Here is a 23583-nt window from a genome sequence, read left to right as displayed (position 1 = left end):
GCCTTTTCTCTTCATTCTATGTCTAGATTCAGATTTACATTTTGGACATGCCTTCATAAATAAAAAGTTTAGTTAGTTTTCGCAATTTAGTAAAAACCTAAACATATAACAACAGGTAAAATCACCTTATTTAAAAGCCATTTAACTTATTAGTTCTTGTAATTGCTTTTTCATTCTTCCAATCTATCCATTTTTGCCCTTTAATTCGCCTCATTACATTGTCTATTGTTCGCATAACAAACACATTGTAAATTGCCTTAGACAGGTTTTTAGGCTTTCTAGCAATAGCTCTTAAACTCATAGAAAAACCTGGCGTTATGTATTTCATATAATGCCAATATCCTTCTGGCATATATAGCACTTGCCCATGCTCTAAATGTGTAGTATAACCTTTCGCTTTCTTTAAAGCTGGCCATTTATCGAAATCTGGATTCGAAAAATCGATATCTTCTCTTACAATTAAAGAATGCGGAATTTTATACAAAAAATCATTTTGCTTTTGATCGAATAGAATTACTTCTTTTTTTCCTTCAAAATGAAAATGAAAAATATTAGCCAAATCGATGTCATAATGCATAAATGTATGCGAATTTCTACCACCAAAAAATAACATTGGTAAACCTTTCATCAAACGTAAACCAAAATCTGGAAACTTAAAATCTTTTTGTAAAACGGGTACTTCCTTCAAAATATTCCAAAGAAAAATTCTGAATTTGGTTGGTTCTCTTTTAGCAAATCTACATATTCAGACATTTTCATTTTAGCATGCGGCTCGTTAAAGCCATCTTTAAAATCTACAGGTCTATCATCATATAAAGGCACTACTTTGTCTCCGGCAACTTGCTTCATATAGTCTAAATTCCATTTAGAATATGCAGGCCAATCATTTACAAAATTCTCTATTACTACAGGTCTTTGTGGCTTAAAGTAATTTTTTATAAAGTCTTCTTTGGTTATTGTTTTTACCGTATCTATTTGAGATAAGTTTAAACTCATGCTATTAAAAATTAAGCGACAAAGTTAAGAAATTGTAAATTAATCGCTTTATTTAAAGGAAAAAAACGATCGTTTCGAAAAATGATGGTATTGGTAATTTCTATTGAATTCGAATGAATGACTTAATTTAATTTGTATAAAATTTTATTAATTAGCATCTGTTATTTACCGTTAACTTCAATTTATAAAAAAACCTGTTTTTCAACAGGTTTTTTAATTTCATTAACTATAAAGTTCTACAATTTTTAAAAATTGTAACGCAACCCAAATAAAATGTTACTTGGTGGCATTGGTAAAAAACCGGACTCTATATATTCTGCATCAAAAAAATTATTTGCTGTAACTGTAAAGTTAAATTTATTTACTGCAACAATTACAGAAGCATCCCAAACATTATAACTTGGTCCTACGGTTCTATCTGCATGCTTGTAAATAATATTCTGACTTACATTTTTAAATAACCTTGTAGAAAAACGTGTTATAAATTGATGCTTTAAAGTATTTAATCTATAACGAGACAAACTTCTGTTTTGATCATTTATATCATCTTCTATAAATGTGTACCCAAATGATAAATTCTGATCAAAATCTTTAATTTTAAATGTATAATTAGCATTAAACTCTAAACCTTGCGTATTTACTTTAGCAATATTTGTTGCCGTAAATTTGTTTTGAGCATCATTTTGTCTAATAAAATCAATAATATTATCAGAAGCTCTGGTAAATAAAGATAATGTTGCAAAAAAGTTATTATCAGTATATTTTAAACCAAACTCTTGCGCAATTGCTTCTTCCTGGTTTTAAGTTAGGGTTTCCGGTTGTACTAGAGTCATTGTAATATAAATCTGTATACGTTGGTATTCTATACGTATAACCAATATTCCAATAATATTTAAACTTATCAGACAATTTTAACCCAATATCTAAACCAGGAAATGCATGAAATTTAAAGTCTGAAAAATAAGTTGCTGCTACACCCGGAGTAATATCTACAGCACCAAATTTAAAACGATGTTCTAAAAACACATTTGCCATTGTTCTGTTTCTTTTACCCAAGTTATTACTACTTATAAAAACTCTAGAAACATCTACACCAAAACCGGTAACCCCTAAATTAGACGTATAAGATGCATTTGTCTCTACACCAACTTTATTTGTAATATGCAGGTTTCTATAAAAATCTGGATCATCTCTTTTTAATAGAAAAATATCCTGACCTCTTCTCCAATAAATTCTTGGTGTAATTTTAAGATTTTCTGATTTAAAAGTTGTAGAAACTCCTAATAAACTATTCTGAGTTTCCTCATATTCATTTAAACCAAAAGCTTCGGCGTGTAAAAGTTTTGCGCACCAAATTTTTTGTCGAAAAAAGTAGCTAAAACCTCGATTGGTTGATTGTTCTTATTAAAAACTCCTTTTAAGAAATAATTAAAATTATTGTAATCAGAATTTTCTCTATAACCATCTGATGTTAAAGCACCAACATGCGCAATAATCGATGTATTTTCAAACTCTTTACCAACGGTTAAAGAACCGTTTAATTGCCCAAAAGAACCCGCTTCAACATTTAAAGAAGCCGTGTTTTTTAACCTTTTTTAGTTACAATATTTATAGCGCCGGTAAACGCATTTTGACCAAAAACCCTTGCAGCTGGTCCTTTAATAATCTCTATTCTTTCGATAACTTCAATAGGCAAAGCAGCATTTAATGTATGGTGACCTGTTTGCGCATCGTCCATTTTAATTCCATCAATTAAAAGTAAAGTTTGATCAAAACCACCACCTCTAATGTATAAATCTGCTTGACTTCCTGCAGTTCCTCTTCTTCTAATATCTACACCAGCTACTTGTTGTAATAAATCTGCAACGTTTGTAGCTGCACTATTTTTTATAATTTCTGATGTTATGATATTTATAGTTCTAGAATTTTCTTTAAAAGGTAAATCGATTCTATTTGTTGTAATTACAACTTCTTTTAAAGTATCTCTTTGTGCCGTATTTTCTTGTGCTTTTAAAGATATTGCACTTAAAACTAAAGCAAATAATAAGGTAAATTTAATTTTCATGAATAATGATTTTATTATGATGCAAAACTCGTAACTTTCACGACGATTAAACTAGTCCAGTTTTAAAATGAAAGATAGTCCGGTTAATACTCTTTTTAAAGAAACAATTAATTTTGATAAGTCTGCAGCACAACCTGTTTACATACAAGTTGCGCAACAAATTATAAATGCAATTCAAAGAAAGCATTTAAATGAAGGCACAACTTTACCTGGTACTAGAGTTTTAAGTAAACTTTTAAAAATCCATAGAAATACCGCAGTTGCTATTTATGACGAATTGGCATCACAAGGTTGGGTAGAAATTATTCCTAATAAAGGTACTTTTATATCTGCATCCGCAGTACAAAAGAAAAAATAAAAGCGCCTGTACAAAACGGAAATGAAACATCTAATTATGCTACAAATGCTGGTTTTCCTTTTCAAAATTCTTTTCATTTAGCCTCTACTACACAAACTACAAAAGCAAAGTATACTATTAACGATGGCAAACCGGATTTACGTTTGCATCCTGTACATCAATTTTCTAGATGGTATAGCGCAGCCATGAAACGTAAAACGTTGATTAAAAAATGGAACAGATCAAACGAAATTTCATACTCTCTGTTTCAAACCGAATTGTGTAATTATTTAAATGCAACTAGAGATTTTTTATCAAACCAGAAAATTTAATAAGTACTAGAAGTACAGAGATGAGTTTGTACATTGTTTCTCAACTTCTGATAAAACAAAACGATGTTGTTTTAGTAGGAAATCTTAGTAATTATGCTGCAAACATGATATTTCATCAAGCTGGTGCTGCTATTAAAACGATTCCTGTTGATAAAAACGGATTGGATGTAGATTATATTAGAAAACATTTTATAAAAAACAGCATAAGATGTGTATATGTTTGTGCGCATAGAGATTACCCAACAACAGTAACTTTAAGTGCAGAACGTCGTTTGGCATTACTTACTTTAGCAAAAGAGTTTGGTTTTGCTATTATAGAAGATGATTACGAGTACGATTTTCAGTACGATGGCGCTGCAATGTTACCAATTGCAAGTGCAGACACAAACGGATTGGTCATTTATTTGGGTAAACTAGGTCAATCTTTATTTCCGAGTTTTCAAACCGGATTTATAGTTGCGCCAAAAAATGTCATTTCAGAAGCCAAAAACTACTTGCAATTATTAGACGAACAAGGCGATTTAATTCAGCAGCAAATGCTATCAGAATTAATTCACGAAGGCGAAATTCATCGTCTAATGAAAAAAACATTGTAATCTATAAGCAAAGGCGAGATTCTTTGTCTAATCTACTCACCCAAAACTTTTCTAAAATTGCAACATGGCAAATTCCTGCTGGTGGTTTGGCTATTTGGTTGCAATTTAAAAAACATATTTCTTTAATAAAATTAGCAGAAGAAACACAAAAAAATGATTTATTTCTGCCTAAAACCATCTTATATCAAGATAAAAACACGTGTGCAATTCGGTTTGGTTTTGGGCATTTAGAAAAAGAAGAAATGGTAATTGTTATCAAAAAATTAAAGAATGCTTACGCAAAATTGGCATCCATTTCTTAAAAAAGATACAATCGTTTTTTAACAGATTAAGATATTAACAATCTTAATTTCAGCCTATTTTTTTATAATTTTGTAACATGTTTGCGCTAATAGATTGTAATAATTTTTATGCTTCTTGTGAACGCGTTTTTAACCCAAATTTACAAGGAAAACCAGTTGCTATTTTAAGCAATAATGATGGTTGTGTTATTTCTATGAGCGACGAAGCCAAGAAATTGCAACTACCTTTTGGTGCGCCAATTTTTAAATGGGAACAATTTTGTAAAAGCAATAATATTACTGTTTTGTCTTCTAATTATCCGTTATACGGAGACATGAGTACGCGTGTTATGAATATTTTGGCGGGTTTTTCTCCGGATATAGAAGTGTATTCTATTGATGAGTCTTTTTTAGAGTTAAAAGGTTTTGAAAATTACGATTTGTCTAACTACGCAACCAAAATGCGAAGTAAAATTTTAAAATGGACAGGAATACCTACTTGTGTAGGTATTGCGCCAACAAAAGCCCTTAGCAAAGTTGCCAATAAAATTGCGCGTTCTAACTTAAAACAATCTAAAGGCATTTGTATTATCGATTCTGAAGAAAACAGAATTAAAGCGTTAAAATGGACTAAAATTGGCAATGTTTGGGGAATTGGAAGTCGCTTAAAAAAGCGTTTACAGGCAAAAGGTTGTGAAACTGCTTACGATTTTACACAACTACCAAGCGATTGGGTTTTAAAAAATTTTTCTATTGTAGAATGGCGTTTGCAAAAAGATTTACAAGGCATTTCTAAAATACCTTTAGAAGATGCTGTTACTTCTAAAAAGATGATTGCTACCACAAGAAGTTTCGAAAACACATATGCAGATCTAGAAAATATTACCGAACGTATTTCTACTTTTGCATCGAGTTGCGCTAAAAAATTACGTGAACAAAATTCGAATTGTCATGTAATAACAGTATTTCTTAGAAGCAATCGTTTTGATAAAAATCAAGCGTATTTAAAAGAAAATAAAACAGTTTTTTTATCCTACCCAACAGATTCTACGCTAACAATTTCATCTGCAGCAATAGCCGCGGTAAAAACTATTTTTAAGAAGGATGTTAACTATAAAAAAGCTGGCGTAATTATTTACTGGCTTGGTACCTAACGATAATTTTCAGCTAAATTTATTTAGTCATGAAAACCCGAAACACAAACCACTAATGTCTGCAATAGACAATTTAAACAAGAAATTTAAAGGCGATAAAATTAAACTTGGCAATCAAGATTTAAACCGAACCTGGAAAATGAAACAAAACCGATTGTCTAAAAAATTTACCACAAATATTAACGAAGTTTTAATTGTAAAATAAACTCTTTAAAATTTAAAGAAATGTTTTAATTTGCAAAGTATTATGACAACATCTAAAAATCTTACTTTTTTTACACCAAAGGCTTCTTCCGGAGATGGCGCTGTTTTGGTTGATGTTGGCATTTCTGCTGGTTTTCCTTCACCTGCAGACGATTTTAGAGAAACTAGAATTTCTTTAGATGATGAACTGATACAAAACAAAGACGCTACTTTTTTTGCTAAAGTAAAAGGACAATCTATGATTGATGCTGGTTTAGACGACAACGATTTATTAGTAATCGATAGAAGTTTAGAACCTGCCAATAACAAAATTGCGGTTTGCTTTTTAGATGGCGAATTTACCGTAAAACGTTTACGTGTAGAAAAAAACGAAGTTTGGTTACAACCGAGAAAACCCTAATTACCCAATTATAAACATTACAGAAGATAACGATTTTGTTATCGCGGGAATTGTAACCAATGTTATAAAGAAAGTATAAATTTCTTCTCTCTCTTTTTTACTTCAGCTTAAAAAAGAATATCTTTATTTTTTAAAAAATTATATTACTATGGAAAATACGTTTGAAAACAAAACGATGTTAATTAATGCTACCGATTTAGATCGAGTAGAATTCTACAAAAAAACATATGCACACGTTGCTGGTGGCGTACTCTTATTTGTTTTATTTGAATATTTACTATTACAAAGCGATGCTATTGTAACCTTTATGATGTCTATGACACAAGGTTGGCGCTGGTTAATTATGTTGGGTGGTTTTATGCTGATTACAAATTATGCAGAAAGCACAGTTTTAAAAACTGCAGATAAAAACATACAATACATGGCCTATGCTTTGTATGTATTTGCACAAGCAATTATTTTTGTGCCATTATTGGCAATTGCCATTTATTACACAGAAAGTGAAGATTTAATACAACAAGCTGCATTAGTTACTTTAGCTTTATTTGCAGGTATTTCTGCAGTTGTTTTTCTAACTAAAAAAGACTTTTCTTTTCTTAGAACAGGTTTAACAATTGGCTTTTTTATAGCTTTAGGTTTAATTGTTGCAGGTTCGTTATTCGGTTTTAATTTAGGGTTATGGTTTTCTGTTGGAATGTGTGTTTTAGCTGGCGGCTCTATCCTATACCAAACATCTAACTTAATACACAAATTTGGTACAGAAGATTACATACCAGCTTCTTTAGGTTTATTTGCTTCTTTAATGCTACTTTTCCGGTACGTTTTACAAATATTTATGTCTAGAGATTAAGAACCAGTTCATTTAAAAATATTTAGAAAAATCAGAAGTTTAAACTTCTGATTTTTTTATCCTGAAATAACAAAATTACTCTTTTTTAATATTTTATTATTGTTTTTCAATAATTTTTATATCTTTGGATTATCAAAAATACATGAAATAATGAAAAAACTTAATATTCTAAAAGCAATTGTAGATTTTCTTTGGATTTTTTCTATGCCCATTGTGTTAATTATAATCGGCATATCAATTGCGGTTTTCTTTGTTGATTTAAACGATTTAAACATCAAAATAAACTCAATAGATTTTGATAACAATACGCCATTATCAAAAATATTACTTTCAATTGCTGCTTTAAATTATTTATTGATAATAGCTGCTTTGTATTTTTTTAGAAAAGTATTACACTTTTTTATAAGAGTAAAAATATTTGAAGAAACAGTTATAGCATCATTCAAAAAAATTGGAAACTTGTTAGCTATTTCTGGTATAATTTCATTTATAAACAAGATTTACTTTCAGCAAAAAATATCTTTAGAATTTGGTTTAAATCAACACTTGGTAATTATTTGTTTAGGATTGTTCTTTTTAACACTAAGTGAAATTTTTAAAATTGCCAAAAACACAAAACAAGAAAACGACCTAACAATATAGTTTATGAAAGACACACAAGACTTAAAAAAAGGAATTAAAACATTTTCTTTCGTTTTTACGTTTATTCTTTTTCTATATCCAATTAAAGCATTATTTGCTTATATGGAAAACGATTTCAGTTATTTAGGTATGGTAATTAATAACGCAAGTTCTAGTATTATTTGGATAAAATTTGGTGTCAAATTTATAGCCAGTATTGTGTTTTTTATAGGTTTTTACAATTTGATAAAAACTCTAAATTTTAAAGACATTGAAAATATCTTTTCAATCGAAAAAATATTGCTGTTTAAAAAAACAGGTTTTTACTTTTTACGCGCCGCAGCAGTCGGCAGTTTAACAATTTTTGTAGATATTTTTGATGGTAAATTTGCCAGCTTAAAGATGAGTACAGACTTTATATTCATCTTATATTTTTCTATGATTATGGGTTTCTTTTTCTATATTTTTAGCAAAATATTAGAAAAAGCAAGAGAAGTAAAACTAGAAAACGATTTAACAATATAATTATGTTAACTATATTTCAAACAACTGTATTAATAATAATATTTTCTATTGTAGGGTTCTTAATCTACAGTATTTTTCAGAAAAAAAGAATTACTACATTTTTACATCTTCTTTTTACAATGAGTTTTTGGCTGATGATTGTAATCTCCTTTGTAGCCTTAGCGTTTACTCTTTATACAGGAAACGGAATTTTACAAACTTCAAAAAATTCCACTATCAATATTTCAAATAAGCAAATTCCTGTAAATTTTAGCTTATCTTTTAATCAAGGTAAAAGGTTTACAGATTACACAAAAGACAGTATAGGTAACACTATAGATACTCAAGTTTTTAGCAGATATTCTGATGATAGGTTAAATTTTGTAAATCCTGATTTTCTTGGAAAAAGTAAGTTTACAAAAGAAAAATTAGACAGTATTTTTGAAAACTCTAAAGATGTAGAATTTTTTGGCAAAAAAATACAATTTGACGGAGGTTATAATGAAAATGTATCAACAAAAGTTTCCACGATTTCAGGAAAAACAAATTTAAAAATTGAGACAAAAAACTGGCAATTATCTACTCTTTTTAATCTAAAATTCTATTTATCATTTATAATAATAATTCTAATACTTTACTATTTAAAAACGCTTTTTCAACTATTGAAAACATCACTCAAATTTAGCTTAGGATTGGTGAAAATTATAAACAAAATTGCAAGTTTAATCATTATTTGGCAAGTCCTTAATTTGATTTTTAGTTTCTTATTTAGTTTATATTATGATCATGCAAGTTTTAAAAACACAGTACAAAGTGATGTTTTTTTAAGCATATCACCTCAATATGAATTTGACCTTACATTAATTATTATTGCCTTGGGCTTATTTGTCTTTAGTGGTTTACTTTCTAAAGCAAATCAAATTCAACAAGAAAACGACCTAACAATATAAACATGGCAATTATTGTAAACTTAGATGTAATGCTTGCCAAACGCAAAATGCGAAGTAAAGAATTGGCAGAAATTATTGGTATTACCACAGCAAACTTATCCATCTTAAAGTCTGGTAAAGCTAAAGCTGTACGTTTTTCTACTTTAGAAGCAATCTGTAAAGCTTTAGATTGCCAACCTGCAGATATTTTAGAATATAAAAAAGATTAAAAAAACATCTCGATACAATTTTGCAAAAAAACAAAATCACTCGATGTGACAGGTTACAAGTTTTAAAAATCTAATTGTCAGTTCGATTGATTTTTCTAACGAAGGAAGAAAAATTGTTTCGAAAACTTATAAATTGAAGTAAAAAAGCTCCGAATTTTCATTCGGAGCTTTTTAAAACATCAATATCAAAATAGAATTACCTATTCATTGGTTTATTTAAATTCATAAATAAAATATCTGTATCAGTAGCTTCTTTGCCTAACAAATACTTACTAAAATGATCTGCTCTTAGCGAGAAAGAGTATTCTGTCATACTACCAAAACCATGTCTTTGTCCTGGCATAATCATAAATTTAAAACGTTTGTTTGCCTTAATTAATTCGTTTGCCATTCTTATAGTTCCTGCCGGATTTACGTTATTATCCATATCACCATGAATCAACATTAAATGTCCTTTTAAGTTTTTTGCTAAAGATTGATTGTCATCAATTTTATATTTATGAGAAATTTTTCCTTTTGCATCTATTTCTTCTTTTACACCATGATGTGTTTCACTCCACCAAGAATTGTACACATTATTATCGTGATTTCCGGCTGATGAAACTGCCGCTTTAAAGAAATCTGGATATACCAACATTGCTGCAGTAGACATAAATCCACCACCGGAATGACCATAAATTCCTACTTTTTCGATATCGATAAACTTGTGTTTGTTAGCCAATTGCTGCGCAACATATTTTTTATCAGCCAAACCATAATCACGTAAATTACCGTAACCATAATTATGATACCATTTAGATCTATCTGGATGACCACCTCTGTTTCCTAAAGTAATTACAACAAAACCAACTTGCGCCATTCTATCTAAACGATCCATTCTGTAAGAAAAAGATTTGTTTACAGCTTCTGTTTGCGGCCCAGGATACACATATTCTAACAACGGATATACTTTTGTAGAATCCATATCAAAAGGCTTGTACATTACTCCGTAAATATCTGTAATTCCGTCATCTGCTTTTACTTTAAACGGTTCTGGAAATTTGTACCTGGATGCAAATAATTGCGATAAATCTGCCGTTTCTAAATCCATAACTTTACGCCCGTTTGCGTCTCTAAGTTCAGATTTTGGCACAGTATTTACCCTCGAATAATTACTCACAAAATATTTATTAGAATCTGCCATAGAAGTAGTTGCTGTAAAATCTCCAGCATCTAATGTTTTCATTCCGAGACCCGTTTAAATTAATTTTATAAGTATGTAAATAATAAGGATCTTGTTTTTTATTAACACCGTTTGCAGTAAAATAAAGTGTTCTTGTTTTTTCATCTAAACCTGCAAAACCATCTACATGGTAATCTCCTTCTGTAACTTGATTTTTTATGTTTCCGTCAGAATCATATAAGTAAAAATGTGCCCAACCATCTCGTTCTGCCCAATGTAACATTTCTTTTTCGTTGTTTAACAAAATTAACGGACGAGACTCGATGTATGTATTAAAACGTTCTTCTATTAACGTTTTATATTCTCCTGTATTAAGATCTGCAACATTAATATCATACTTTTTACGATCTCTAGAAATTACACTAAAATATATTTTTCCTTTTTTTGATAAAAGCAAAGAAGGTCTAAAATCATCATCTCTACTAGATTGTTTTCTAGGTGCTCTAAACACAGAAATACTTTGTTGACGTACTGTGTCTAAAGGAACTTTTATGTGTGATTTTGAAGGAATATCAAAAATTAATAATTCAGACTTATAATATTCTTGTTCTCCTGGCATGTGGTATTTATAAGTTTCTAAAGTTGGTCTTTTTTTACCTGTAGAATTAATTACCCATAAATCTTTAATATGTCTAGAGTCCGATTTTTGAAATACAAACTTTTTAGAATCGTGAGACCAAGTTCCCCAAACACCTTTACGCTTGTCTTTGTTTTTTTCTTTATCTACATTATCTTCTCTAGAACCGCCGCCGTATCCATAGTTTTCTTCTCCGTCTTTAGTCCATTGATTTTCTACAACCGTACTATCTTTTTCATCTTTAATAAACTTTTTAAAGTTTACTTTATCCATCCAGTACAAATTGTAATTTTTAGAATATAAAACGATAGAACTATCTGGTGCTACATTTGCCCATCTTAACCAAGGCTTTTTTCTTCCTTTTTAGTATTGATTATTGTCAAACCGTTTCCGCCTAACTTATATTCTAAATAATAAGTTTTCTTCTCCATTTTAGGCTTTTTCTTTTTGGCCTTTTTACTCGATGTAGAATCTTTCTTTTCTTCTTTTTTATCTTCGACAACGGCAACTTCTTCTGTAGATTTTACTCTAAAACGAATTGCATTTTCTGCTTTGTTAAATTTAAATCTAAAACGAGGTAAATGTTTTGCATCGTATGGGTCTTTGGTAATTTCTGTTAACCATTTTGCCATTTTAACATTATCGAAAAGTAGTTGCTTCGATTTTCTATCTGCATCTACTAAGTAATAATTAGAGCCTTCTGATGTTTTGTAAGAATACCAAAAACGGTTTCCTTTTTTTAACCAATGCGGACTAACATTTGTAGAATGCACCATTTTCGCTAAGTTTTTGGGCGAATATTTTGCTGCTGCTCTATAATTTGGTTCAGGGGTTTCTTGTGCAGTTATTGCTATTGTAGCAAATAATGACAAGAATAAGAGTAGAATGTTTTTCATCTGTAAGAGAATTTAATTAGTTCTTGTAAAGTTCTCTAAAACAAACTATCTCGCAAATTTTTAAGATTTTTTTATAAAATATTTAACAAAAATATATTAAAAACGATCTTTTTTAAAAGCGAATTCTATTTTTAATCGAATTAATTGAAAAAATCGTAAAACAACTTGGTTGTATTTAAAGTTAAATAAACTGTCTATTAAAACGTCTGTACTAAAGTTTTCATAAAAAAATTGCACCCTATTTTCTATCTGAATATCAGTATACTTACTGTACATTCTTTGACTAGAAACTTCACTTAAACGCCATTTAAAGAGTTTTCTTCTACGCCATTTTTTTCGATAATTATCAAAGTTTGTTGTGCCTTTTACCAAATATTCATCAATATAAACACATGCTAAATTTGCACTTTGCATTGCATATCTAATTCCTTCACCACCTCTTGGATTTATTGCAGAAACAGAATCGCCCACCGCAATTACTTTATTATTGTAGAATTTATCTTTTAAACCTTCAGAATATCTTAAAATACCACCATGAACATCTAATAATTTATAAGTATCACACTTTAAATATTCTTTAATAATTTGTTCGGTAATTTTCTTAGTAGTTTTATCTGTATTTTCTTGATTAAGAGATTTTAAATGTGTTTTTCCTGCACCAACTTTTAAGATATTTTGCTCCATCGGAAAAATCCAAGAATACCCTTTAATTGCCCATTTATGCCCTAAAAAAAGACCAATTGATCTTTGTATTTCTCATAAATCTCTGGCGCAACTTCTATTAAATATTCTGTACCGCTACCTAAATTCATTGTTGGCTGTACTTCTTTATCATCATACATTACCTTTCTAAGTGGCCCTGTAGCATCTACAACTAATTTACTTTCTACCTCTATAATTTCTGTAGACTTCGCTTTTTGTAAAGAAACAATTACAGATTTTTCATTTACTTTTTTACTGATGTATTTATAGCCTGTTAAAACTTCTCCGCCAAAACTCTTTGCATCATCAGCTAAAAATTGTTTTAATTTTCCGTAATCTAAAACAACTCCTTTGTTCGTATTTCCTTTCGAAATAACTGTTTTTTGTACACTGAATGGTAATATTTTTCCAGTAAGCACCAATAACTTTGTTTGGTAAATCAAATTCTTTTAAAGGCGCTAATGTCATGCCAGCGCTAGAAAAATTATTGTCCAAAAAAGAAGGAAAGCGTTCTACTAATAAAATTTTATGTTCTTTTTTGGCTAAATTTCTTGCAACTTGCCCTCCTGCTGGACCACCACCGATTACAACTACATCGTATTTCTGCATCATAAAATTAATTCAAATTACGTTTCTGAATAAAAAATCGTTTTAAAATCTGTGCACAATCATTCTCTAAAATTCCTGCTACAATTTCTGTCTTTGGATGCAATTTTGTTCCTAAATTTCTAAAACCTCTTTCGGGTTCTGATGCACCATAAACAATCTTTCCTAATTGTGCCCAATAACTTGCTCCTGCACACATTTGGCAAGGTTCTAGCGTAACATATAATACACAATCTTTTAAGTATTTTCCTCCTATAAAATCTGCGGCAGCTGTAAATACTTGCATTTCTGCGTGTGCTGTTACATCGTTTAACGTTTCTGTTAAATTATGCGCTCTTGCAATTATTTGATTTTTAAAAACAACAATCGCACCAACAGGAACTTCACCTTTATCAAAAGCAAATTCTGCTTCTTGTAAGGCTTTCTTCATAAAATAAACATCGTCGAAAGGTTGTATCATTTTTTGAAATATAAAAATCAATATTACAAAAAGTTAAATTGTATTTTTGCATTCTCATGACAAATTTGTTAGACAACATATCAAACCCAAAAGATTTACGCAAATTAAATCCAAATCAGTTACCGCAACTTGCAAAAGAATTAAGAACGTTTATTATTGATATTGTTGCTACAAAAGAAGGGCATCTTGGTGCTAGTTTAGGCGTTGTAGAATTAACTATTGCTCTGCATTATTTATTTGAAACTCGAGACGATTTATTAGTTTGGGATGTTGGGCATCAAGCATATGGGCATAAAATTTTAACCGGAAGAAAAGAAGTATTTCACACGAATAGACAATTTGGCGGAATTGCTGGTTTTCCTGCTAGAAAAGAAAGTGAATTTGATACTTTTGGTGTTGGGCATTCTTCAACATCAATTTCTGCTGCTTTGGGAATGGCAATAGCATCCAACTTAAAAAATGAAACAGAAAGACATCATATTGCCGTAATTGGTGATGCTTCTATTGCTAGCGGAATGGCTTTTGAAGCTTTAAACCACGCTGGTGTTTCTAATGCAAATTTATTAATCATATTAAACGACAATGCAATTGGTATTGATCCTGCTGTTGGGGCTTTAAAAGAATACTTAACAAAAGTAAAAAGTGATAAAAAATTAGCGGCTCAAAATAATATCATCAAAGCTTTAAACTTCGATTATTACTGGACCGATTGATGGACACGATTTACCTAAGGTTTTAAAGGAATTAGAGCGCTTAAAATCTGTTAAAGGCCCAAAATTTTTACATGTTATTACCACAAAAGGAAAAGGTTTAAAAAAAGCCGAAGAAGACCAGGTAACCTACCATGCGCCAGGAAAATTTGATAAAATTTACGGAGAAAGAATTAAAAAGGAAAAAAGCTTGTATACCAAATATCAAGATGTATTTGGACAAACGATTGTAGAACTAGCAGATAAAAATTCACGAATTGTTGGTATTACACCTGCCATGTTAACGGGTAGTTCTTTAAAGTTAATGTTAGAAAAACACCCTAACAGAACTTTTGATGTTGGTATTGCAGAACAACACGCGGTAACATTGGCTGCAGGTATGGCAACTCAAAATTTAATACCATATTGTAATATCTATTCTACGTTTTTACAACGTGCTTACGACCAAGTAATACATGACGTAGCTTTGCAAAATTTACCGGTTATTTTTTGCTTAGATAGAGCTGGTTTAGTTGGTGAAGATGGCGCAACGCATCACGGTGTTTTCGATTTAGCTTATCTTCGTTTAATTCCGAATTTAATTATTTTTGCACCAAGAAATGAAATTGAATTAAGAAATATTTTATATACCGCTCAGTTAGGATTACAAAAACCAATTGCGATTCGTTACCCTAGAGGAACTGGTAATATTATCGACTGGAAACAACCTTTCGAAAAAATTGAAATTGCTAAAAGTATTTGTTTACAAAAAGGAAATAAAACGGCTATTTTGTCTGTTGGCACAATTGCTAAGAATGTTTCTGAAGCTTTAAAATCGGTAGATTCTCCTTCTGATTTTTCTCATTTTGATATGCGATTTGTTAAACCATTAGATGAAAATAGTTTGCATAAAATAGCCAAAACGCATCAGAATATTTATACTATCGAAGACGGAACAGTAAAAGGAGGTTTTGGAACTGCTATTTTAGAATTTATGGCAGAAAATGGATATCAAAATAAAGTAGAAATACTTGGTATACCAGATGATTTTATTGAACATGGTAGTGTAACAAAGCTACAACAAACACTTAATTTAGATGTTGATAGTTTAATTTCTAGATTTAATAGAGCATAAAAAACGGCACTAAAATTAGTGCCGTTTTTTGAATTATAAACTTTATAAAATTATTCTATTATAATTTTTCTCGAAGATTTGTTATTGTTCTTATCTACTAAATTTACAATATAAATTCCTGAATCAATATTTAATGAAATTGGTTGTTTTTCATTGACACTAAAATCTAAACTAGAACCATAAACTTGTCTTCCGGCAGTATCAAAAATATTTATTTTCACTTTACCTAAAGTATTTTTACCAAATACTGTAATATCTCCTTTTGAAACTGTAGGGTAAACCGTAAATAATTTTTCACTAGATACCACACTCGTAACAAAAGCAGTACTGTCTACAAAATTTGAAGTAAACATTCCTCTACCATGAGTAGCTGCTAAGATTAAGTTATCTGATGCTCTATACTGTAGCATATCTACTCTAACATTTCCCATTCCGGAAGATGCAGGTTCCCAAACAACTGTTTCTGCGGTTACATCGCTTGTTTTCCATATTCCTGCTTCAGTAGCTAATAAAACCTCTTTTCTATCTAAAGGATTAAATAAAGACCATCTTACAGGAATATCTGGCAGATTACCTTCAACATCTGTCCAGTTATCTCCACCATCAGTAGTGTACCAAACACTTTTTACACCGTAATTAGAATATGTTAGTAGGATTTCATCATCTGAAGCACCAAGTTCAATACAAGAAATTGCTCCAAACACATTAAATGGTTCATTAATTATCTGAAAACTTTCGTCTGTACTATCAAAAATTAAAAGCCTACCAGTAACTATACCAAAAAATACTTTTCTAGCAGCTACATTGTAAGGAGAAACCCTAATATGTGTTACATCAGAATTCCCAAAAAGAGGTGTTGAAATTATATCTTGAACACCATTAAAATTATCTCTAAAACCTTGGTTTTCGAAATCATCTTTTAAAATAACTCTTGTAATTTCATTCTTATCATTAAAAGAATAAAAGATATTATTTTCATCATCATAGTCTGATGCATTTATAAAATTACCGAGAATCTCTATTATTAACTAAAGTTATATAGTCTGTGGCAGGAAATGAAGAATCATAGAGATAACTTACATTAAATTGTGTAGAAGCTATATAATAAATACTTTCTGTTGCATTTGTTGCCGTTTGATCTATAAAACTAAAACCTCCATCTCCTCCTAATACCTCTATAGTATTACTAATACCCGGTTCATATAAATAAACTGTACCATTATCTTGCGCTCCTCCCATAAAACCATTTAAGTTAACAGGGTCTATAGCAGCAGAATAAAATTGAGTTATATTTAAATTAAGATTTCTTGGAAATATTGAATTTTGATTAACATTCTTGGAGTTATCAGGAGAATAAAAAACGCCTCCATCTGTAGCTATTAGTAATTGATTATTACTTGGTCTAAAAACAATATTATGAATGTCTGCATGCACATAACTTACAGAGTTGTCAAAACGACTGTCCCAACTAGAGGTTTTAGACCATAAAACTCCGCCATTTGTACTTTTAAATGTATTAATTCCACCAACATAAACTTCATTTTGATTTGTTGGGTTTACTTCAATAATTAAGTCATACCAAGCTTGTCCTCTTGTAAAATCATCATTTGGTACCGAAGAATCTCTAGTATCTGATGGTTCATCTAAGTTTGTAAAAGTTACTCCTGCATCTATACTTTTTACAATTTCCCCTAAACCTGTTACAAAAGTATCGGGACTATTTGAATTTTCTATTCTTGATGCAATTAGGGCATATATTACATTAGAATTTGATTTTGCTGTAGCTAACTCAACCCTACCTGCAGAAGGTAAAGAAGAGTTATAATTAGATGAAAATACAACTCCGTTTGATGATGAAAATATAGATCCTGATGCAGAACCTGCCCAAATCTTATTATCTGATGCTAATTCTAAATCTCTAATTGGTTCTGTAGAAACTACAGACCAAGTATTTCCTCCATCAACAGATCTAAATAAATCTGTACCCTCAGATAAAATATTTTCTTGATCTTTCATTGCTGCATAAACAACACCTATTCCATTCTCATTTCTAACAATTATGTCATAAACATATTCAAAATTAGTAGTTGATGATAAATTACTCCAAGTTAAACCACCATCTAAAGTTTTCCGATTCCTGCACCATTTACAGCATCTGCATTTCCCCAACCTTCTCCGGTACCAACATAGAATGTATTATTCTGAACAGGATCATAAACCATTACTGAAATAGCAAAATTCGTCATATCAGAATTCACCATTGCCCATGATGAGTTTTCATTTGTAATATCTTCGTTTTTCCATATTCCACCACTTACTCCACCAGCAAATACACGTTTACTTTCGGTATCATTGGGGTCAAACATCATTGCTCTAACTCTTCCTGCTACTGTTTTTGGCCCTCTAGACTCCCAATTAAAAGTTGTTGCAGATTTAGAACTAGCATCTTGTTTTACCTTTTTACCATATTTTAAAGCTTTTACCAATCTATCTTGATGTAACTTTTTAGTATTAGGATCCATAGTTCTTAAAAAGTCTTGCTCAAACGCTAAATCTGGTCGGTCTTTTTTTGGCATTGCCTTAATCTCTTCTTTTGTTAAAGGAGATCTTTTAGTGTAAGGATGATTTGCTAAGTATTCAGCATACTCCTTCTTATTTTTTTCAAAAGTTATTTCTGAGTCACTTGTGTAAAACACAAAAATTAGTAAACCAATTATTGTAATGATAGAAAAAGTTGATTTTTTATTCATACATAAACTTGTTTTAAAAAAGGCATCTAATCTAATGATTATTAGTAACTTTATATAATATTACCAGTTAATTTTTTATGCATTCGTATAGCGTAACTATCTGATATTCTAGAAACATAACTACAAACCTGCATTATCCTATCATATAAGTTTGATGTTTCTGTTTTGTATTCTTCTCGGTAATAAATTTAAAACCAAGTTGTCAAAATTTGATGAACAACCTTCAAACTTATTATTTAATGCTGTTACGAAAACATCTAATAAATCTGCAATAATTCTATAACCAGCAACTTCTTTTTCTACAACTTCTGTGCTTTTGTAAATTTTAGAAACACTTATTTTAATTATGTCGTTAATTTGAGCTTCAAACTTACACTTGTCTAGTAAAGATTTTTCGAAAGTTCCGTTTAAAATTGCTTCTTCGTTGTCTAAAAAGATTGTTACTGCTTCGTTAATTAAAACACCAATTGCTAAAGCTCTTAAATAACTAACTCTATCAGTTTTATGTTGTAAAGAATGATACTTTTTGATATCGATTGTATCTTTTACCAATTTAATCATGTATTCTAAAGCAAATTCTTCGTCTATTAAACCAAGATTTATTCCGTCTTCAAAATCTATAATTGTATAGCAAATATCATCTGCAGCTTCAACTAAATAAGCTAAAGGATGTCTATAAAAAGAAATACCTTCAGATTTTTTTCGAGCATTCCTAAATCTTTTACTACATCTAAAAATGCTTCTTTTTCTGATTGAAAAAAGCCATATTTTTTATCTACAATATGATTAGTTGGCTTTTTAGGGAGACTTTCTTTAGGATATTTTAAAAACGCGCCCAAGGTTGCATAACTTAATCTTAAACCACCGAAATTCCTTTTCTAGATTCGGTTAAAATTTTAAATCCGTTTGCATTTCCTTCAAAATCAATTAAATCTTGATATTCTTTATCGGTTAGTTCATTTTTATATTTTACACCTTTACCCGTTTTAAAATACTCGCCAATTGCTTTTTCTCCTGAATGACCAAATGGCGGATTCCCGATATCGTGCATAACAGACGCTGCGGCAGTTATTGCGCCAAAATCATTAAACGTATAACCTAAATCTACCAAGTTAGGGTGACGTTCTAACAACGCTTTACCAACTCTTCTACCAAGTGTTCTACCAACCACAGAAACCTCTAAACTATGCGTTAAACGCGTGTGTACAAAGTCTGTTTCTGATAACGGAATTACTTGTGTTTTGTCTTGTAAACTTCTAAATGCAGATGAAAAAATAATTCTGTCAAAATCTACATCAAAACCTAATCGTGTTTCATCTTGTGCAATTCTTGGTCTTTTTTGAGTATCGCCAAAGCGTTTTAAAGAAAGGAGTTGTTCCCAGTTCATTTTACTATTATTTTAGGGCTATTTTGTTATTTTTAAATAATTGATTACTTGCTTGAAAGAATTAAATTTTCGCAAAATAAATCCTTTATCATTGACATAATAATATCTTGGAAAAAATTTAATATTTAAGTCGTATTTTAAATCATTTTCTTCTTGAAACTGATTGTAATTTTGCCAGTTATATTGATGTTTTTTTAAATAATTTCTCCAATTTTTCGGCTTCTATCAATAGAAATACCTATAATTTTTATGTTATTTTCAGCAAGTATATCTTGATATTCTTTGATTTCTTTATGTTGTTTTACACACGGCTCACATTCTAAATACCAAAAATCTAAAATATAAGAAGTTTCTTTAGATAAGGTTATTTTTTCTCTAGTATTATCTGCTGTATTAAAAGTGTATTTATCAAAATTGATAAATGTTTCTGAAGTTTCTTTACTAAGTTTCTGCGTATTTACCTCTTTATCTTTTTTACAAGAAAAAGAGATCAAAACTATAGCCAATAATAAAAAAGCTTTTTTCATTTTAAAATTTCTTCGAAAATACAAAATCTTTAACCTAAACCTAACTTTTCCTCCTTATCATAAAATCTTATAACCTCATTGTTAGATGCAACAACATTGAGCCATTCTATAAAATTTTCAACTTTATAATAGAGTTTACCTTCCATAAAATAAGCAATTGCCCATTCATTATCTTTTTTATCTTCATGAGTTAACCAACACCATGCACCGCCATTAGAATCTTCAACCATTAGCCTGAGTAAAGTACTTGTTTTAATTTTTTCGGCTTCTAAATAAACAAAATTCTTGAGTTGATTGTGATAATCATATGTTTTATAAAAACCTCCTTTTTGTATACTATCTATATATTGCGTAAAAATCCAATCTCCTCCATCTCCAAAATATTTGAGAAAAATTTTATAGGATTTTGGAAGTCTTAAATTCAATTTATCTTCTATGCTAGCTATTTCTTTATTTGTAAGCACTTTGCCAGGATTCTCGTGAACATGATAATTCTCTAAAAGTTTTATAATGCTATCAGAAATAGGATGATTTATATCTTCAGAATTTTTAAATTTTTGTAACATTATCCTCGACTTTTCTCTAACAACTTTTTTCCTTTCAATTTTTACAGAATCATCTTCATTTTGATTTTTTAATATGATAACTAAAGCTGAAAATATCCCTAAGATGATGTAATATTTTAATTCCATAGATTAGAAAATAAAAAAGAGAAGCATTTCTACTTCTCTTTTTATCAATATTAAATTATTAAGATTCTAAAACAAGTTTAAAATTCTATTGTTGTAGACAAAATTAAGAACCACACATTAAGCAATCGTCGTCTCAGTGCTCCGTTTTTAGAAGCATCTACCATTGCTTTAAATTCTGCAGCACTCATTGGTTTTTCTTCTTCTATAACTTGCGATTTCTTTTCTTTAGAAACTGTAAACTGAATTGCATTTACAGCAGATTTTGTTCTTAAGTAATACATTCCTGTTTTTAAGCCAGATTTCCAAGCATAAAAATGCATAGAAGTTAATTTACCATAGTCTGGATCTTTTAAGAATAAGTTTAGCGATTGAGATTGATCGATAAAGTATCCTCTATGGCGTGCCATATCGATAATATCTTTCATACTCATTTCCCAAACAGTTTTATATAACTCTCTTAATTCTGCAGGAATTTCTTCGATATGTTGTATAGAACCGTTTGCACGCATTATACTTTCTTTCATATCATTATCCCATAAACCTAATTCTACTAAGTCTTCTAATAAATGTTTGTTTACAACAATAAACTCACCGAGATAATACTCTTCTTGTATAAATATTAGATGTATAAGGCTCAAAAGCTTCATTGTTTCCTAATATCTGAGAAGTAGATGCTGTTGGCATTGGCGCAACTAATAACGAGTTTCTTACACCGTGTTTCATTACTTGTTTACGCAACTTAGCCCAATCCCAGTTTCCGCTTAACTCATCATCTTTAATTCCCCACATGTTAAACTGAAATTCTCCTTTAGACATTGGAGAACCTTCGAAAGTAGAGTAAGGTTCTTTTGCTTTTGCAATTTCCATAGAAGAAGTTACAGCTGCAAAATACATCGTTTCAAAAATTTCTTGATTCAGTTTTTTAGCTTCATCACTTGTAAAAGGTAAACGCAATTGTATAAATGCATCTGCTAAACCTTGTATACCTAAACCAACTGGTCTATGTCTAAAGTTAGAGTTTTCTGCCTCTATAACTGGATAGAAATTAGCATCTATTACTGTATCTAAATTACGTGTTACTTTTTTAGTTACGTCGTATAATTTTTTATGATTAAAGTATTTTTCTCCGCCTTCTCTTTCAGAAATAAACATTGGCAAAGCAATAGAAGCTAAGTTACAAACCGCAACCTCATCTTCTGCTGTGTACTCCATAATTTCTGTACATAAGTTCGAAGAACGAATTGTACCTAAATTTTTCTGATTCGATTTTCTGTTTGCTGCATCTTTGTACAACATATATGGTGTACCTGTTTCGATTTGAGATTCTAATATCTTCTCCCAAAGCTCACGTGCCTTTATCGTTTTTCTACCTTTACCAGCTGCCTCGTAACTTGTGTATAAACGCTCGAATTCTTCATCATAAGTATCGTATAAGTGCGGACATTCATGAGGACACATTAACGTCCAATCTGCATCTTGTTCTACACGTTTCATAAATAAATCAGAAATCCACATTGCATAGAATAAATCTCTAGCACGCATTTCTTCTTTACCATGGTTTTTCTTTAAATCTAAAAAGTCGAAAATATCTGCATGCCAAGGCTCTAAATACATTGCAAAAGATCCTTTACGCTTACCACCACCTTGATCTACATAACGAGCAGTATCATTAAAAACCTTTAACATTGGTACAATACCGTTTGATGTACCGTTTGTACCAGCAATATAAGAACCTGTAGCTCTAATATTATGTAAAGACAAACCAATACCACCAGCAGATTGCGATATTTTTGCAGTTTGTTTTAATGTATCATAAATACCTTCGATACTGTCATCTTGCATTTGTAATAAGAAACAAGAAGACATTTGTGGTTTTGGTGTACCTGCATTAAAAAGAGTTGGTGTAGCGTGTGTAAAATATTTTTTACTCATTAACTCATAAGTAGCAATTGCTTCATCAATATCATTTTTATGAATACCAATAGAAACACGCATTAACATGTGTTGTGGACGTTCTGCTATTTGACCGTTCAATTTTAATAAATATGAACGTTCTAATGTTTTAAAACCAAAATAATCGTAATTAAAATCTCTATTGTAAATAATAGTAGAATCTAATTTTTCTGCATTTTCTTTAATGATATTATATACCTCATCTGCCAATAATGGCGCTTTTTTGTTTGTACGAGGATTTACATAAGTATACAAATCATCCATTGTTTCAGAGAATGATTTTTTAGTGTTTTTATGTAAGTTAGAAACAGCAATTCTTGCAGCTAATTTTGCATAATCTGGGTGTGCAGTTGTCATTGTAGCGGCAGTTTCTGCGGCTAAATTATCTAATTCTGATGTTGTAACACCATCATATAAACCTTCAATTACACGCATTGCAACTTTTACCGGATCTACAATTTTATTTAAACCGTAGCACATTTTTTTAC

The 23583-nt window shown here is 30.3% G+C and carries 19 protein-coding genes and 7 pseudogenes; 10 read left to right on the top strand and 16 right to left on the bottom strand.

All coding sequences use genetic code 11. The features are described from left to right. Nucleotides 1–130: 130 nt before the first annotated feature. Together ACZ1HD_RS00800 and ACZ1HD_RS00795 are read right to left on the bottom strand one after the other, a co-directional pair. Nucleotides 131–996 (bottom strand): annotated as a pseudogene (locus tag ACZ1HD_RS00800) (cupin-like domain-containing protein). A 245-nt stretch (nucleotides 997–1241) separates the two neighbouring features. Continuing rightward, nucleotides 1242–3061: pseudogene (locus ACZ1HD_RS00795) on the bottom strand (TonB-dependent receptor plug domain-containing protein). A 67-nt stretch (nucleotides 3062–3128) separates the two neighbouring features. On the opposite strand from ACZ1HD_RS00795, the pseudogene ACZ1HD_RS00790 reads away from it, so the two are divergent. The 9 genes and pseudogenes from ACZ1HD_RS00790 to ACZ1HD_RS00750 all read left to right on the top strand — a co-directional run bounded on the left by ACZ1HD_RS00790 (nucleotide 3129) and on the right by ACZ1HD_RS00750 (nucleotide 9499). Beyond that, a pseudogene (locus ACZ1HD_RS00790) lies at nucleotides 3129–4628 on the top strand (aminotransferase-like domain-containing protein). 77 nt (nucleotides 4629–4705) lie between these two features. Beyond that, nucleotides 4706–5761, top strand: coding sequence for a Y-family DNA polymerase (locus ACZ1HD_RS00785; RefSeq protein ID WP_472688355.1), 1056 nt, complete (start codon nucleotides 4706–4708; stop codon nucleotides 5759–5761). Between the two features lie 55 nt (nucleotides 5762–5816). Beyond that, on the top strand, nucleotides 5817–5966 hold the full coding sequence (locus ACZ1HD_RS00780) for a DUF4113 domain-containing protein (protein ID WP_472688354.1): 150 nt from the start codon (nucleotides 5817–5819) through the stop codon (nucleotides 5964–5966). Nucleotides 5967–6008: 42 nt separating this feature from the next. Continuing rightward, nucleotides 6009–6444: pseudogene (locus ACZ1HD_RS00775) on the top strand (LexA family protein). Between the two features lie 69 nt (nucleotides 6445–6513). After that, nucleotides 6514–7215, top strand: a complete 702-nt coding sequence (locus ACZ1HD_RS00770) for a Bax inhibitor-1/YccA family protein (RefSeq protein WP_472688353.1) — start codon at nucleotides 6514–6516, stop codon at nucleotides 7213–7215. A 150-nt stretch (nucleotides 7216–7365) separates the two neighbouring features. Next, nucleotides 7366–7857, top strand: coding sequence for a DUF2975 domain-containing protein (locus ACZ1HD_RS00765; RefSeq protein WP_472688352.1), 492 nt, complete (start codon nucleotides 7366–7368; stop codon nucleotides 7855–7857). A 3-nt stretch (nucleotides 7858–7860) separates the two neighbouring features. Continuing rightward, nucleotides 7861–8361 carry a DUF2975 domain-containing protein gene (locus tag ACZ1HD_RS00760; protein WP_472688351.1) on the top strand — a complete coding sequence of 167 codons (501 nt, stop codon included), beginning with the start codon at nucleotides 7861–7863 and terminating at the stop codon, nucleotides 8359–8361. Between the two features lie 134 nt (nucleotides 8362–8495). Then, nucleotides 8496–9290, top strand: a complete 795-nt coding sequence (locus ACZ1HD_RS00755; protein ID WP_472688350.1) for a DUF2975 domain-containing protein — start codon at nucleotides 8496–8498, stop codon at nucleotides 9288–9290. 2 nt (nucleotides 9291–9292) lie between these two features. Continuing rightward, the gene (locus ACZ1HD_RS00750; RefSeq protein ID WP_340931608.1) at nucleotides 9293–9499 is read left to right on the top strand and encodes a helix-turn-helix domain-containing protein; all 207 of its coding nucleotides are present in this window, start codon (nucleotides 9293–9295) and stop codon (nucleotides 9497–9499) included. 196 nt (nucleotides 9500–9695) lie between these two features. Here ACZ1HD_RS00750 and ACZ1HD_RS00745 read toward each other — a convergent pair whose 3' ends face one another. The 7 genes from ACZ1HD_RS00745 to ACZ1HD_RS00715 all read right to left on the bottom strand — a co-directional run bounded on the left by ACZ1HD_RS00745 (nucleotide 9696) and on the right by ACZ1HD_RS00715 (nucleotide 13962). Further along, nucleotides 9696–10724 carry an alpha/beta hydrolase family protein gene (locus tag ACZ1HD_RS00745; RefSeq protein WP_472688349.1) on the bottom strand — a complete coding sequence of 343 codons (1029 nt, stop codon included), beginning with the start codon at nucleotides 10722–10724 and terminating at the stop codon, nucleotides 9696–9698. Further along, a complete protein-coding gene (locus tag ACZ1HD_RS00740; RefSeq protein WP_472688348.1) occupies nucleotides 10669–11580 on the bottom strand; it encodes a DPP IV N-terminal domain-containing protein in 912 nt (303 codons plus the stop codon). Before ACZ1HD_RS00740 ends, ACZ1HD_RS00745 begins: the two co-directional genes overlap by 56 nt. A gap of 56 nt (nucleotides 11581–11636) precedes the next feature. Further along, nucleotides 11637–12194, bottom strand: a complete 558-nt coding sequence (locus ACZ1HD_RS00735; protein ID WP_472688347.1) for a hypothetical protein — start codon at nucleotides 12192–12194, stop codon at nucleotides 11637–11639. Between the two features lie 96 nt (nucleotides 12195–12290). Then, nucleotides 12291–12878: an NAD(P)/FAD-dependent oxidoreductase gene (locus ACZ1HD_RS00730; RefSeq protein WP_472688346.1), complete on the bottom strand. Its 588-nt coding sequence runs from the start codon at nucleotides 12876–12878 to the stop codon at nucleotides 12291–12293. A gap of 41 nt (nucleotides 12879–12919) precedes the next feature. Further along, nucleotides 12920–13315, bottom strand: a complete 396-nt coding sequence (locus tag ACZ1HD_RS00725; RefSeq protein WP_472688345.1) for an NAD(P)/FAD-dependent oxidoreductase — start codon at nucleotides 13313–13315, stop codon at nucleotides 12920–12922. Further along, complete coding sequence (locus ACZ1HD_RS00720) at nucleotides 13203–13505, bottom strand: FAD-dependent oxidoreductase (protein ID WP_472689415.1); 303 nt, start codon at nucleotides 13503–13505, stop codon at nucleotides 13203–13205. The genes ACZ1HD_RS00725 and ACZ1HD_RS00720 overlap by 113 nt, the downstream gene beginning before the upstream one ends. A gap of 7 nt (nucleotides 13506–13512) precedes the next feature. Then, a complete protein-coding gene (locus ACZ1HD_RS00715) occupies nucleotides 13513–13962 on the bottom strand; it encodes a nucleoside deaminase (RefSeq protein ID WP_472688344.1) in 450 nt (149 codons plus the stop codon). A gap of 56 nt (nucleotides 13963–14018) precedes the next feature. Between ACZ1HD_RS00715 and ACZ1HD_RS00710 the strand changes: the two are divergent. After that, a pseudogene (locus ACZ1HD_RS00710) lies at nucleotides 14019–15786 on the top strand (1-deoxy-D-xylulose-5-phosphate synthase). 50 nt (nucleotides 15787–15836) lie between these two features. Here ACZ1HD_RS00710 and ACZ1HD_RS00705 read toward each other — a convergent pair. The 7 genes and pseudogenes from ACZ1HD_RS00705 to ACZ1HD_RS00675 all read right to left on the bottom strand — a co-directional run bounded on the left by ACZ1HD_RS00705 (nucleotide 15837) and on the right by ACZ1HD_RS00675 (nucleotide 23530). Beyond that, on the bottom strand, nucleotides 15837–16490 hold the full coding sequence (locus tag ACZ1HD_RS00705) for a T9SS type A sorting domain-containing protein (protein ID WP_472688343.1): 654 nt from the start codon (nucleotides 16488–16490) through the stop codon (nucleotides 15837–15839). Between the two features lie 301 nt (nucleotides 16491–16791). After that, entirely contained in the window at nucleotides 16792–17955 is a 1164-nt protein-coding gene (locus tag ACZ1HD_RS00700) for a WD40/YVTN/BNR-like repeat-containing protein (protein WP_472688342.1), read from the bottom strand. Next, on the bottom strand, nucleotides 17907–18536 hold the full coding sequence (locus ACZ1HD_RS00695; protein WP_472688341.1) for a hypothetical protein: 630 nt from the start codon (nucleotides 18534–18536) through the stop codon (nucleotides 17907–17909). Before ACZ1HD_RS00695 ends, ACZ1HD_RS00700 begins: the two co-directional genes overlap by 49 nt. A gap of 50 nt (nucleotides 18537–18586) precedes the next feature. Then, nucleotides 18587–19923, bottom strand: a pseudogene (locus ACZ1HD_RS00690) (deoxyguanosinetriphosphate triphosphohydrolase). 194 nt (nucleotides 19924–20117) lie between these two features. Further along, nucleotides 20118–20450 carry a peroxiredoxin family protein gene (locus ACZ1HD_RS00685; RefSeq protein WP_472688340.1) on the bottom strand — a complete coding sequence of 111 codons (333 nt, stop codon included), beginning with the start codon at nucleotides 20448–20450 and terminating at the stop codon, nucleotides 20118–20120. 29 nt (nucleotides 20451–20479) lie between these two features. Then, nucleotides 20480–21142 carry an SMI1/KNR4 family protein gene (locus ACZ1HD_RS00680; protein ID WP_472688339.1) on the bottom strand — a complete coding sequence of 221 codons (663 nt, stop codon included), beginning with the start codon at nucleotides 21140–21142 and terminating at the stop codon, nucleotides 20480–20482. A 77-nt stretch (nucleotides 21143–21219) separates the two neighbouring features. After that, a pseudogene (locus ACZ1HD_RS00675) lies at nucleotides 21220–23530 on the bottom strand (ribonucleoside-diphosphate reductase subunit alpha). Nucleotides 23531–23583 lie beyond the last annotated feature (53 nt).

It is taken from the genome of Polaribacter sp. HA6-7, from assembly GCF_055693625.1.
The sequence above is the reverse complement of the archived record's forward strand: the minus strand, read 5'-3'. Positions and strand labels throughout refer to the sequence as shown.